The organism is Streptomyces chartreusis (assembly GCF_008704715.1).
GTDB classification, from domain to species: domain Bacteria; phylum Actinomycetota; class Actinomycetes; order Streptomycetales; family Streptomycetaceae; genus Streptomyces; species Streptomyces chartreusis.
In genome coordinates this window covers 4,511,551-4,524,216 of record NZ_CP023689.1, presented here as the reverse complement: position 1 = coordinate 4,524,216, position 12,666 = coordinate 4,511,551, and the positions used below count along the sequence as shown (strand labels likewise).

The following is a 12,666-nucleotide window of genomic DNA, read 5'->3' as shown; positions in this document are numbered from 1 at the left end:
ATGTCCGAGGACGAAAAGACTCCGGCCCGCCAGATCATCACCGACTACGCGCAAGAGCACTTCCGGTACTTCCGCACCATCGACGGCACCGTCTACGCGCAGCGCAACGGCCATCCCGTCGCTCGGCCCATCCGCTCCCAAGGCACGACGGGCAGCCACCGGCAGGAACTCATGGTCGGCCTCTTCAAGGACGGGGTCGGCGTGTTCAACGGCACGGCACTTAAGGAGGCGCTCGACTTGATCGAAGCACTCGCCCTGACCGAGGACGTACAGCCCACCCACATCCGCGTGGCGCCCGGGTTCGATGGTGCTACCTGGCTCGACCTGGGCCGCGATGACGGCCAGTCCGTCCGGATCCACCCCACCGGCTGGACCATCCTCACGCCCGACCCGCGTGAGGTGTGCTGGCGGCGCACCCAGCTCACCGGCGAACTGCCCCTGCCCGCCAAGGACACCGACGGCAAGGGCATCGACCTCCTGCTCGGCCTGTGCAACTTCGCCAGCGCCGAAACCGAGTGCCTGGCCATCGCCTGGCTGATCGGCTGCTTGGAGCCGTCCGTGCCCGTTCCTGCGCCGTTCCTCACCGGGCCGCAAGGGGCGGGAAAGTCCACCGGCGGCCGGATGCTCGTGCGGATCATCGAGGGCATGAACGGCGACCTGCGCCGGGCGCCGAAGGACGAGGAGAACATGATCACGGCCGTCGCCGCAGGGTGGGTCACCGCCCTGGACAACCTCTCCCATCTGCCCCCCGACCTGTCCGACCTCATGTGCTGCATCGTCACCGGAGCCGAAAGCATCAAGCGCGCGCTGTTCACCGACGGCGACGTCGTGCGCTCCCGCTACCGGCGCCCCATGTTGCTGACCGGCATCGACGTCGGCGTCATCCGCCCCGACCTCGCCGAACGCCTCCTCACTCTCCGACTCGTAAGGCCCCGGGTGCGGCGGACCGAGGCAGAACTGTGGAGGGAGTACGCGGAGATCCTGCCGCTCGTTCTCGGCTCCCTGCTGGACCTGACCGTGAAGGTGCGCGCCGCCGAGGCGGACACCCCCACCGACCTGCGCATGGCGGACTTCGCCCACCTGTGCGCGCAACTCGACGCGGCGACCGGCTTCGGCTCGCTGGCCGCGTATCGAGCCAGCCTCGATGACCTCAACGACGACGTCATCGAAGGAGACCTGCTCGCGCAGACGGTTCTTAAGCACGCCGGCGGATTCGACCCGGGCGAGGAAGTCCGTATGACGTCATCGGAGTGGCTGCACTGCCTCACCGGCCTCTATAGCGGCGAGGAGTGCCGTCCCCTGCCCAAGGGCTGGCCCGCCACCGGCAAGGTCCTCTCCGACCGGCTCAAGCGCCTGCAGCCGACCCTCGCGGCACGCGGCGTCCTCATCGACTGGGGCCGCACCAGTGCGGCCCGCTACATCGAGATGACCCGGCCCCCGTTCCCACAACTGGCCGAGCAGGAAGCGGCCTTCTGACCCGCGCCACCGCGGAGCCGCACTGAACAAGCAAGAGGAGCACCGCTCTCCCCCGAGGTGCTCCTCTTGCTGTTGCGGCGGCATGCCGCCGCCCCAGGGTCGCGCCGCGAAGCGGCTCCTTCTTCACGTCCTGAGCCGCACCGCACCACCACAGACACCACCTTTCTTTTCCTAAGAGAAGAGACCTTGCGTCACCCACGTCATTAGCCACCCGAAAGCGGTCCGTGACCTGCGGTTACAACGGTGACGCAGACGGCCAAACCTGCGTCATCCCGCGTCACCCGCGTCACCCGCGTCACGGATGACAGCCCCATGACACGTCCCGAGCTCCCCGCGTCACCACATACCCGCAGGTCAGAACCACAAATGACGTGCGTGACGCCATGACGCAGAAATCTCCACCTCGGACAGGTCCGGGCTTCTGAGAAGACCCCGAAGCGAACTCCAAAGGAGCCACGAGAGTGAGTCAGAAGACCACTGCCCTGCCTCAGCTCCACACCGCCGCAGATGTGGCCCAAGCCCTGGGCTGCTCCGAGTGGTGGGTGAAGGAACAGGCTCGAAGGGGACGCATCCCTTTCACCAAGCCCGGAGGCAGTTACCGGTTCACGGCCGAGCACTTCGCAGAGATCACGCGCATCTTTGAGAGCCGTCCTGCCGAAAGCAGTGCTGCTGTCATGCCTGTCTCGCGAGCGGGTTCAGAGGCGCCGCGTCGCCGGGCCGTCACAACGGCGGTGACCGTCACCTCGCTGAAGGCAAGGACCCCGCGCAGGGCGCGACAGGGCCAATCGAAGTCCACCGCAGCCTGATTCCGGTTGCCGCCCGGCGTCCGGCCGGGCGGCAACCCATCTACAAAGGAGAGCAAGTTGGGATATGCCGAGAACCTCGGCAGCTACTGGCGAGGCCGGTACAAGCTCGCGCCCGGCAAGTACGCCACGGTCCGCGATGCTGATGGTGACGCCATCCGCTTCCGGACCAAGACAGCCGCAAAGAAGGCAGCGGACGCCGAAGAAGCGAAGCTGTTGGCCGGGACGAAGAAGGCGCCTCCTGAGCGGATCACATTCGGTGCCTACGTGAACCGCTGGTACGCCGCGCAGGACTTGGCGGCGTCCACCATGCAGAACTACCGGCGGCACATCGAAGAGCACTTGCTCCCCGCATTCGAGGACTTCGCCATCGCTGACATCTTGAGCACCGACATCGCCGCTTGGGAGAAGCACGAACGCGCCGTCCCTTACGCGCCCACCAGCGTCAAGACCTGGCGGGCGACGCTCCACCTGATCCTTGCTGACGCCGTTGACGAGGGGCTGCGCGATTCCAACCCCGCAACCAGGCGCCGCGGGCGAGGCAAGCGCGCAGGACGCTCACGCAACCGTGGACCGGAAAAGGTGGTCACGACGGCACTCGGCATCTTGCTGCTTGCCGAGCGGATGGCGCTGTTGTCCGGCCGCGACGACGAATTCGTTGGCGGCATCGTCAAGGGCTACACAGGAATGCGCTGGGGCGAGCTTGTTGGCCTTGAGACCGAGTTCGTCCGGCCGAACAGCCTCCGCGTTGAGTGGCAGCTCTACGAACTGGATACAGGCGAACTGCACCGGTGCCCGCCCAAGGACGACTCCTACCGTGACATCGACAGTCCGGATTTCCTCGCTTCCCTGCTCGCCGGCCACATTGGACGGACGAGACCGAAGCCTTGCGAGTGCCACGGACGCGCCTACATCTTCCGCGGCCACGGAGCCGCCAACGGGTCCGCGAGCCGCCTGGGGGCGAAGCTGGTCGACGTGGCTCGCCGCTCTGGTGTCTCGGCCGGCACCGTTTCCAACGTCCTCAACCGCCCGGACGCCGTGACGGAGCCGACTCGGCTGAAGGTGCTGGAGGCCATCACTGATCTCGGATACGTCCGGAACGCGGGATCGGGCGAGTTGGCCGCCCACTGGCGGCGCTCTGGTTTCGCCACCTGGCTCTTTCGGCCGGCCGCCACAGGGCGGTATCCCGGGCGCGGCAATCAAGAAGAGCACCCGGTGCCCGTGATCGCCGAGCCGTGGCCTGGCATCCCGGCACGTGGGCGAGGCGCCTCCAATCGGGCTGAAGCGTGCTGGGTGCCGATCGCTCCGGGGCTCACACCGCACGGGTTGCGCCACACTCACAAGACCCTGATGAGGGAAGCGGGGACACCGCCGAAGCTCATGGATGAACGCCTGGGTCATGAGGACGGCTCCGTGCAGTCGCGCTACGACCACATCACGGCGGGGATGCGGCAGGCGCTGATGATCGCGCTCACCGGGATGTGGGAGGAAGCGCTGGAGGCGCGTCGGGCGATGAGTCTCGGCTCGCCCGTGGCTGTCCTGGATGCGCTGTTGAAGGCTCGTCCCTAGGGCATTGGGCTGGAGGCGAATTTCAAGATCTTCTCCAGAATTTCTCCAGAGAGCCATGGAGAAGCACATCAGGCCCGGTGCTGATTTCTCAGCACCGGGCCTGACCTGGTGTTTCACTGTCGGGGTGGCGGGATTTGAACCCACGACCTCTTCGTCCCGAACGAAGCGCGCTGCCAAGCTGCGCTACACCCCGATGTCGCTGCTTGTCGCGGCGACGACGTTTACTTTAGCCCACTGGTGGCTGGAGACGAAATCCGGTTTTCGGGGCGTGGTGGGCGCGGTGGCGGAGTGGGTTTGGGCGGGCGTGGTCGAGGACCACGAGGAGGATGGCCAGGGCGTAGATGGCCAGGCCGATGAGGAGGGCGTTGCCGAGGACGCTCTTGTAGCCGTGCCGGGCCACGTCGAGGAACGGGTAGAGGTAGCGGGCCGGCGCACCGGGGACCAGGTACTCGCCCCGGGCGAGGGTGAAGGCCAGGTAGGTCAGGGGGTACAGGAGCCACGTCGTCGCCTGGCGCAGGTGCAGGTGGCCCGACGGCGTGAGGAGCAGCCAGTCCAGCAGCGCGGCAATGGGAGTGACCGTGTGCAGGACCTGGGTGGTGATCGCGTGCCAGCCCGTGGGAGCGGTCGCGGTACCGGTGAGGACGCCTGGCAGGGCGTACGAGCTTCCCTCGTTCGCCAGGAGCAGGTGGTAGACGAGGCCGTTCGTCACGGCGTACAGCAGCGTGGCGCCCGTCAGGGTCGAGGGGAGCGGGCGGCGCGCGAACCACGCAAGGCGGGCCGAGAGGGCGAAGACCAGGGCCAGCAGGATGTTGCTCTGGATCGCGAAGTGGCTCAGGGTGCGCAGGGGGCTGCCGAGGACCAGTTCCACGGTCACCGCCGCGGCCGCCACGAGGGCCACCAGCAGGCGGAACACTGCGGCCGGGCGGCGGGGGGTGGGAGCCACCACCGCCGTGGCGGGGACGTGGGAAGGGAACAGGACGGGTACGCCCGGTATCGCGGGTATCTCCGGGATGTCCCTGGGTATCGGGGCGGTCATGCCCTCACGCTAAGCAGCGTGGGCGAAATGGGCGATATGGATGGTCTGGGTGGGTTACGGCAGTGGGGGTGAGGACGAGGCCGAGTACGCAGGGACGGCAGCCACGGCAGCCGCGGCAGCCGCGGTGGGTACGGCGCGTACGGGACTTGCGGCAGCCTCGGCCTCTGCGTTGCCGCGCGGCCTATCGGCTACCTCTGACGCCGCTCCACTCCCGGCCCACCCAGCCAACTGACAGCCCCGACCCACCGATCACTCCAGGCCCAGCAACTACTCCCGCCCCACCAACGTCAGCAACGTCGCCTCCGGGGGACAAGCGAAGCGGAACGGGGTGTAGCGGCTGGTGCCGCAGCCTGCGCTGACGTGGAGGTAGGACCTGTGGCCCTCCGCCGCGTGCGTGGACAGGCCCCTCGCCCGGTCCGTGTCCAGGTCGCAGTTGGTGACTAGGGCGCCGTAGAAGGGAATGCGGAGCTGGCCGCCGTGGGTGTGGCCGGCCAGGATCAGCGGGTAGTCGTCGGCCGTGAACGCGTCCAGGACCCGCAGGTACGGCGCGTGCACCACGCCCATCGCGAAGTCCGCGGCGCCCGACGGACCGCCGGCCACCCGCTGGTACCGGTCCCGCTTGATGTGCGGGTCGTCCACGCCGGTCAGCTCCACCGACATGCCCTCGACCTTCAGCATGCCGCGGGTGTTCGTCAGGTTCAGCCACCCGGCCGCGTCGAAGCCGTCGCGCAGGTCCTCCCACGGGTTGTGGACCGCGCCGACGACGGGCGCGTTGCCGTTCAGGCCATGGCGGCCCTGGGCCTTTTCCAGCAGGTACCGGGCCGGGTTGCGCAGCGTCGGGCCGTAGTAGTCGTTCGAGCCGAAGACGTACGCGCCCGGGAACTCCATCAGCGGGCCCAGCGAGTCCAGCACCTCCGGCACGCCCTCGGGGTCCGACAGGTTGTCGCCCGTGTTGATCACGAAGTCGGGGCGCAGGCCCGCCAGCGAACGCAGCCAGCGCTGCTTCTTGCGCTGGCCGCCGACCATGTGGATGTCGGAGACCTGGAGCACCCGCAGCGGCCGCATCCCCGCCGGCAGGGCGGGGATCGTCACCCGTCGCAGGCGGAAGGAACGGGCCTCGAAACCCGCCGAGTACAGCAGTCCGGCGGCCCCAACCGCCGTGATTCCCAGGGGCACTCCGTATCGCGCGCGCATACGACCATCGTGTCAGACCGGCGAAGGGCTCCGTGCCAGGCGGCCGCCCCCTCCCGGCGGGCCGGCCGCCTCGCGTACGGCGTCCTCCCGCACGCCCCTTGAAATCAACGGGCGTTCCGCGTGCCACACCTGCGACAATCGACGTCATGACCACGCTCAAGTCGAAGCTTCAGGAAGACCTCAACGCCGCGATCAAGGAGCGCGACGAGCTCCGCTCCTCGACGCTCCGGCTGACGCTCGCCGCGATCACCAAGGAGGAGGTCGCGGGCAAGGAGAAGCGCGTGCTCTCCGACGACGAGGTGCAGAAGGTGATCACCCGCGAGGCGAAGAAGCGCCGTGAGGCGGCCGAGGCGTTCGCGCAGGGTGGTCGCGCCGAGCAGGCCGAGCGGGAGAAGGCGGAGGGCGAGGTCCTCGCCACGTACCTGCCGAAGCAGCTCAGCGACGACGAGCTGAACGAGATCGTCGCCCAGGCCGTCCAGGAGGCCAAGGCCGCCGGCGCCGAGGGCCCGCGGGCCATGGGTGCCGTCATGAAGATCGTGAACCCGAAGGTCGCCGGTCAGGCCGAGGGCGGCCGCGTGGCCGCGGCGGTCAAGAAGCTCCTCGCGGGCTGACGCTCCCCGCCCGGCGACGAGGACTGCCGCCCCGTGCCAGGCGACGCGGGCGGACGCCCCCGCATGGTGACGAGGGTTGCCGTCCTCCGGCCAGGCGACGCAGGCTGACGCTCCCCGCCCGGCGACGAGGGTTGCGGCCCCGCCCGGCGATCAGGGTTGACGCCCCCGCCCGGCGGCCACGGCTGACGCCCCTACTCCGCGGCCCCACCAACGCCGACGGCCCCCGCCCCCTCCGTACGAGGGGACAGGGGCCGTCGCCGTTCTACGACCTGTACGGCCGCTCAGCCGCGCCCCCCGGTGCCGTTCCCGTTCGTCTGGCCCTGCCACCAGCCCTCGGGGATGGAGAAGCTCGGCGACGGTTCCGTGCCTCCGTCGGCGCCGCCGTTCCCACCATTGGCACCGTTGCCGCCGCCGTTGTCCCCGCCGCCGAGCAGGCCGCCGATGAGGTTGTCGCCGTTGCCGTTGTCGTCATCGTCGTCGTTGCCCCGGCCCTTGTCACGGTCGCGGTCCCGGTCTTCGTCCTCGTCCGGGATGTGGATCGTGTTGAACTCGTCGACCGGCTTGCCCTCCAGCGCGCCGAGCATGGCGTCCCGCCAGATCGGCCCCGGCACCCGGCCGCCGTAGACCAGGTCGTTGTACACACCGCCGATGTAGATGTTGCGCATCTTCACCTTCTGGGTGGCGCTGCCGACCCAGACGGCGCCCGAGAGGTTCGGCGTGTAGCCGACGAACCAGGCGTTGCGGCGCTCGTCCGTCGTACCGGTCTTGCCGGCGCTGTCACGGTCGGTGAGGCCGGCCTCCTTGCCGGTACCGGAGTCGACCACGCCCTGGAGCAGGCTGTTGACGGTGTCCGCGGTCTGCTCGGACATCGCACGCGAGCACGTCGACTTCGGCACCTCCAGCGACTTCTGCTGGCCGCCGACCTTCTGCGAGATCGACTCGATGGCGATCGGCGTGCAGTACATGCCGCGGGAGGCGAAGGCGGCGTACGCGCTCGCCATCGTCAGGGGGGAGAGGCCGACCGAGCCGAGGGCGATGGCCGGGCGCTCGGGGAGCTTGTCGCCGTTGCCCTGGCGGACCTGGAGCTTGTCGGTGATGTTGACCACCGGGCACAGACCGATGTCGGCGATCATCTGCACGAAGTACGTGTTGACCGACAGCTCCATCGCCTTCTTCAGGCGGTACGGGCCGTGCTCCGACTCGCTCTCGTTCTCCAGCTTCTCGTTGTTCCGGTTGGTCCACGGCGCGCTCTCGCACGTCTGGACCGGGCTCGGGTACTCCATCTCGTACGGCGACGAGTACTGCTGCGTCGGCGGCCGGCCCTCCTCCAGCGCGGCCGCGGCGACGAACGGCTTGAACGTCGAACCGGTCGGGAAGCCGAAGTTGGAGCCGCCGTACTTGGAGTCGACCGAGTAGTTGATCTCGGTCTCGTTCTTGCCGAAGCCGAAGGGCTTCGACTGGCCCATGCCGAGGATCTTGCCGGTGCCGGGCTCGACGAGGGTGGTCGCGGCGGCGACCTTGTCGTCCTGGTAGACGTGATCCTTGAGCGAGGCCTGGACCGACTTCTGGGACTGCGGGTCCAGCGTCGTCGTGATGGTCAGGCCGCCCTGGTTCCAGATCTTGGCGCGGGTCTCACGGTTCTTGCCGAAGACCGGCTCGCTGAGGAAGACCTTCTCGACGTACTTGCAGAAGAAGCCGGCGCCCTTGACCGCGGTGATGCAGCCGTTCTTGGGCTTGCTGACCTTCAGCCCCAGCGGCGCCTCCTTGGCCTTGTCCGCCTCCGCCTGGGAGATGTCGCCCATGTCGGCCATGCGCTGCAGGACGGTGTTGCGCCGCTTGGTGGCCTCGGCCTCGTCGTTGACCGGGTCGTAGCGGCTCGGCGACTGGACGATGCCGGCGAGCAGCGCCGCCTCCTGGACCTTGAGGTCCTTGGCGGACTTGGAGAAGTAGCGCTGGGCCGCGGCCTCGACGCCGTACGCCTGCTGGCCGAAGAACGTGATGTTCAGGTAGTTCTCGAGGATCTTCTTCTTGCCGAGCTCCTCCTCCACCTGGATCGCGTACTTCAGCTCCTTGATCTTGCGGCCGAGGGTCTGCTGGGTGGCCTGGGCGACCTTCGTCGGGTCGTCGCCGGCCTCCTCCACGAAGACGTTCTTCACGTACTGCTGCGTGAGCGTCGAGGCGCCCTCGCTGACGCCGCCGCTCTGGGCGTTGCGGTTGAGGGCGCGCAGGACGCCCTTCAGGTCGACCGCGCCGTGCTGGTAGAAGCGGGCGTCCTCGATCGCGACGATCGCCTGCTGCATGTACGGCGAGATGTCCTTGAGGTCGACGACCGTGCGGTCACGTGAGTAGACCGTGGCGATCGTGCCGCCCTTGGCGTCCAGGATCGTGGTGCGCTGGCTCAGCGGTGGCGTCTTGAGGTTGGCGGGGAGTTCGTCGAAGCTCTCGACGGATCCCTTGGCCGCGAGCCCCAGTGCGCCGACGGCGGGCAGCGCGATACCGGCCAGCACGGCTCCCGCGAGCACACTGACACCGAGGAACTTGGCGGCCTGCTGCGTCGGCGACAGACCACCGCCCGAGCGGTTCTTTGGCATGGGGGCAGCCTAAACCGTAGACATGAGCGAACCGAGAGCCGGTCGCGCGCGAGCCCGGCACGGCGACGTGAGCCAGGCCATGCGCGCGGATGCGGCCCATTCGCCGGACAGGCGTACAGGCCTTGGCCTAAGCTGCTCTCAACTGTCACAGCAGTGCGGCCACGTATCAATACGTCCGGCGACCCCGAATCGTTCTGGCGGTAGCCCACTTTTTTGGTGGGGGCGTGTCCGAATCCGCCTTGTGTGTCATTCGGCGTCCGTTGTGACTCAACTGAACTGTCCCGGTTTGACGGGAAAGTCACGCATGTCGCCAGCTCACTCCCCCGGGTGATCTGCCGCTTACGCATAGTCCGTTCGGGCCATTCAAGATTGGGCCCGAAGGGGGTGTTGCGCTGTGCCCACCTTCCGTAACGTCCTCAACTGGCGGCGGTGAATATGCCGCTGCCGCCGTGGGGGAGCCTCGATTCGGGAGAGGACGGCGCCGGTATGGGCTGGGTTACCGACTGGAGTGCGCAGGCGGCCTGCCGCACTACCGATCCGGATGAACTGTTCGTTCAGGGAGCAGCGCAGAACAGGGCCAAGGCGGTGTGCACCGGATGCCCGGTGCGCACGGAGTGCCTGGCGGACGCGCTGGACAACCGCGTCGAGTTCGGCGTGTGGGGAGGAATGACGGAGCGCGAGCGCCGCGCACTGCTGCGCAGGCGGCCGACGGTCACGTCGTGGCGCCGGCTGCTGGAGACGGCACGCACGGAGTACGAGCGCGGTGCGGGTCTGCTGCCGCTCGACGACGACGAGGTGTACGAGAACTTCGCGGCGGTGGGCTGAGGGGGCCACGAGGGCTCTCCTCGGGCGGATCCGGCAGGTCTGCCGTGTCAGACCTCGGGATCGGGCAGCTCCGGCCGATGGGCCGCGAGCCGGTTCCCAATGTCGCGCAGCCCTGTGAGGTCATGCACGTCGCCGGGCAGCGCGGCCACTTCGGCCACCGCCACCTCGGGGTGGAGCGCGGTGAAGCGGTCACGCGTGCGCTGCTCGCGGGAGAGCAGCTGCATGCGCTCGGCGTGCAGCCTCAGCAGGCTTGCCGTGAGCTGGTCGACGGACCGCTCCACATGCGTCTGTGGCTCGTCCGTGGCTGCGGTGTGCTCCAGGTCCGTGACGGCGGGGGAGCCTGCGTCTGGAGCCGGTGCCTCGGAAGCGGCTGATTCTGAACTGTCGTACGTGTCGGGGGAGTTACGAAGTCCAGCTTTCCCGCCCTCCTGATCCACAATGCGGGGCTCTTCAAGATTTTCCGCGGCGGCGAGCGCCCGCTCGGCGGACAGCCGGTCGGCGCCGCTGCCGTGGACCCGGTTGAGCACCAGACCCGCGAGCGGCATGTCCTCGGCGGCCAGCCGCTCCACGAAGTACGCCGCCTCCCGCAGCGCGTCCCGCTCCGGCGCCGCCACGACCAGGAACGCGGTCCCGGGGGCCTGGAGCAGCTTGTACGTGGCGTCCGCGCGCGTACGGAACCCGCCGAACATCGAGTCCATGGCCGCCACGAAGGTCTGTACGTCCTTCAGCAGCTGACCGCCGAGCAGCTTGCCGAGCGCGCCCGTCATCATCGACATGCCGACGTTCAGGAACTTCATCCCCGCGCGTCCGCCGACCTTCGCCGGGGCCAGCAGCACACGGATCAGCTTGCCGTCGAGGAACGAGCCCAGCCGCTTGGGGGCGTCCAGGAAATCCAGCGCGGAGCGGGACGGCGGGGTGTCCACGACGATGAGGTCCCACTCGTCCCTGGCCCGCAGCTGGCCCAGCTTCTCCATCGCCATGTACTCCTGCGTGCCGGCGAAGCCCGCGGAGAGCGACTGGTAGAAGGGGTTGCCCAGGATCGCGGCGGCCCGATCGGGGTCCGCGTGCCCCTCGACGATCTCGTCGAAGGTGCGCTTCATGTCGAGCATCATCGCGTGCAGCTCGCCCTCGCCCTCGACGCCCTTGACCCGGCGCGGGGTGTTGTCCAGCGAGTCGATGCCCATCGACTGCGCGAGCCGGCGGGCCGGGTCGATGGTGAGCACGACGACCTTGCGCCCGCGCTCGGCCGCCCGCAGGCCCAGCGCCGCCGCCGTCGTGGTCTTGCCGACGCCGCCCGAGCCGCAGCACACCACGATGCGGGTCTTCGGGTCGTCGAGCAGCGGATCGAGGTCGAGCACGCGCCGGGCGGAGAGATGGTGGGGCCGGCGGGCCGCGTCCTGTGTCTGGGCCGGTTCCGGACGACTCATGACATCCCCTGCTTCCGACGTACCGTGTACGGCTGCTGGCTTTCCGCGTACGGCCTCCGACTTGTGAACGGACTCATGACAGGCCCTGTTCCCGCAGCTCGCCCGCGAGTTCGTACAGGCCCGCCAGGTCCATGCCCTCGGCGAGCAGCGGCAGTTCGTGCACCGGCAGCCCCGACTCGTCCAGGACCGCTCGCTGCTCCTGCTCCAGCGCGTACCGCTCGGCGTACTCGTCGGCCTGCGCCAGCAGCGGGGTCACCAGCTTCTCGGCGTTCCCGCCGCGCCGGGCCCCGCCGAGCCCGGCCGAGGACAGCGCCTTGGCCACGGCCGTGCGCGGGACACTGCGTACGAGTTCCAGATCGGCCGCGTCCAACACCTCCGGGCGCACCATGTTCACGATGACCCGGCCCACCGGCAGCCGCGCCGCGCGCAGCTCGGCGATCCCGTCCGCGGTCTCCTGGACGGGCATCTCCTCCAGCAGCGTCACCAGGTGCACTTCCGTCTCCGCCGACTTCAGCACCCGCATCACGGCCTGCGCCTGATTGTGTATCGGCCCGATCCTGGCGAGCCCCGCGACCTCGTCGTTGACGTTCAGGAAGCGGGTGATGCGGCCGGTGGGGGGCGCGTCCATGACGACACAGTCGTAGACGAACCGTCCTGCCTTGTCCTTGCGCCGCACGGCCTCGCACGCCTTGCCGGTGAGGAGTACGTCCCTGAGCCCCGGGGCGACGGTGGTGGCGAAGTCGATCGCGCCGAGCTTCTTCAGGGCCCGGCCGGCACCGCCCATCTTGTAGAACATCTGGAGGTAGTCCAGAAGGGCCAGTTCGGGGTCTATGGCGAGGGCGTACACCTCCCCGCCCCCAGGAGCGACGGCGATCTTCCGCTCCTCATAGGGCAGCGCCTCTGTCTCGAAGAGCTGCGCGATGCCCTGCCTGCCCTCGACCTCGACGAGAAGCGTCCGCTTCCCCTCCGTGGCGAGGGCGAGCGCGAGCGCGGCGGCGACCGTGGTCTTTCCGGTCCCGCCCTTGCCGCTGACGACCTGGAGCCTGCTCACATCTTCGAGCCTAACCAGTCGGTGCGCCGACCACGCAGCAGCCTGTGGATAACTTGAGTGCGGTCGGCCGCGTGGCGGCTTGT

10 protein-coding genes and 1 tRNA gene are annotated in these 12,666 nt (G+C 68.8%); 5 read left to right on the top strand and 6 right to left on the bottom strand.

Going from position 1 to position 12,666, the window contains the following annotated elements:
- The 3 genes from CP983_RS19495 to CP983_RS19485 all read left to right on the top strand — a co-directional run bounded on the left by CP983_RS19495 (position 1) and on the right by CP983_RS19485 (position 3,848).
- Positions 1 to 1,476, top strand: a complete 1,476-nt coding sequence (locus CP983_RS19495; protein ID WP_150500737.1) for an ATP-binding protein — start codon at positions 1 to 3, stop codon at positions 1,474 to 1,476.
- A 461-nt stretch (positions 1,477 to 1,937) separates the two neighbouring features.
- Positions 1,938 to 2,282 carry a helix-turn-helix domain-containing protein gene (locus CP983_RS19490; protein ID WP_150500735.1) on the top strand — a complete coding sequence of 115 codons (345 nt, stop codon included), beginning with the start codon at positions 1,938 to 1,940 and terminating at the stop codon, positions 2,280 to 2,282.
- Between the two features lie 57 nt (positions 2,283 to 2,339).
- Positions 2,340 to 3,848, top strand: a complete 1,509-nt coding sequence (locus CP983_RS19485) for a tyrosine-type recombinase/integrase (protein WP_150500733.1) — start codon at positions 2,340 to 2,342, stop codon at positions 3,846 to 3,848.
- A gap of 119 nt (positions 3,849 to 3,967) precedes the next feature.
- On the opposite strand, the gene CP983_RS19480 is transcribed toward CP983_RS19485, so the two are convergent.
- The 3 genes from CP983_RS19480 to CP983_RS19470 form a co-directional block, all read right to left on the bottom strand.
- Positions 3,968 to 4,041 (bottom strand) — tRNA-Pro (locus CP983_RS19480).
- Between the two features lie 33 nt (positions 4,042 to 4,074).
- Positions 4,075 to 4,884, bottom strand: coding sequence for a Pr6Pr family membrane protein (locus tag CP983_RS19475; protein WP_150500731.1), 810 nt, complete (start codon positions 4,882 to 4,884; stop codon positions 4,075 to 4,077).
- A gap of 267 nt (positions 4,885 to 5,151) precedes the next feature.
- Positions 5,152 to 6,078 carry a metallophosphoesterase gene (locus tag CP983_RS19470; protein ID WP_150500730.1) on the bottom strand — a complete coding sequence of 309 codons (927 nt, stop codon included), beginning with the start codon at positions 6,076 to 6,078 and terminating at the stop codon, positions 5,152 to 5,154.
- Positions 6,079 to 6,224: 146 nt separating this feature from the next.
- Between CP983_RS19470 and CP983_RS19465 the strand changes: the two genes are divergently transcribed.
- Complete coding sequence (locus CP983_RS19465) at positions 6,225 to 6,689, top strand: GatB/YqeY domain-containing protein (protein ID WP_030943383.1); 465 nt, start codon at positions 6,225 to 6,227, stop codon at positions 6,687 to 6,689.
- Positions 6,690 to 6,970: 281 nt separating this feature from the next.
- On the opposite strand, the gene CP983_RS19460 is transcribed toward CP983_RS19465, so the two are convergent.
- Entirely contained in the window at positions 6,971 to 9,280 is a 2,310-nt protein-coding gene (locus CP983_RS19460; RefSeq protein WP_150500728.1) for a transglycosylase domain-containing protein, read from the bottom strand.
- A gap of 486 nt (positions 9,281 to 9,766) precedes the next feature.
- Between CP983_RS19460 and wblA the strand changes: the two genes are divergently transcribed.
- Positions 9,767 to 10,105 carry a transcriptional regulator WblA gene (gene wblA, locus CP983_RS44015; protein WP_030943388.1) on the top strand — a complete coding sequence of 113 codons (339 nt, stop codon included), beginning with the start codon at positions 9,767 to 9,769 and terminating at the stop codon, positions 10,103 to 10,105.
- A 47-nt stretch (positions 10,106 to 10,152) separates the two neighbouring features.
- On the opposite strand, the gene bagB is transcribed toward wblA, so the two are convergent.
- Positions 10,153 to 11,532 (bottom strand): ATPase BagB, encoded by a 1,380-nt coding sequence (gene bagB / locus CP983_RS19445; RefSeq protein WP_150500726.1) that lies wholly within the window; start codon positions 11,530 to 11,532, stop codon positions 10,153 to 10,155.
- 73 nt (positions 11,533 to 11,605) lie between these two features.
- The gene (gene bagA / locus CP983_RS19440) at positions 11,606 to 12,583 is read right to left on the bottom strand and encodes an ATPase BagA (RefSeq protein WP_030943394.1); all 978 of its coding nucleotides are present in this window, start codon (positions 12,581 to 12,583) and stop codon (positions 11,606 to 11,608) included.
- Positions 12,584 to 12,666: the final 83 nt, after the last annotated feature.

Coding starts and splice junctions, on each gene's coding strand:
- CP983_RS19475 (WP_150500731.1), bottom strand. CDS start 4,884: ATGACCGCCCCGATACCCAGGGACATCCCGGAGATACCCGCGATACCG.
- CP983_RS19465 (WP_030943383.1), top strand. CDS start 6,225: ATGACCACGCTCAAGTCGAAGCTTCAGGAAGACCTCAACGCCGCGATC.
- bagB (WP_150500726.1), bottom strand. CDS start 11,532: ATGAGTCGTCCGGAACCGGCCCAGACACAGGACGCGGCCCGCCGGCCC.
- wblA (WP_030943388.1), top strand. CDS start 9,767: ATGGGCTGGGTTACCGACTGGAGTGCGCAGGCGGCCTGCCGCACTACC.
- CP983_RS19460 (WP_150500728.1), bottom strand. CDS start 9,280: ATGCCAAAGAACCGCTCGGGCGGTGGTCTGTCGCCGACGCAGCAGGCC.
- CP983_RS19470 (WP_150500730.1), bottom strand. CDS start 6,078: ATGCGCGCGCGATACGGAGTGCCCCTGGGAATCACGGCGGTTGGGGCC.
- CP983_RS19495 (WP_150500737.1), top strand. CDS start 1: ATGTCCGAGGACGAAAAGACTCCGGCCCGCCAGATCATCACCGACTAC.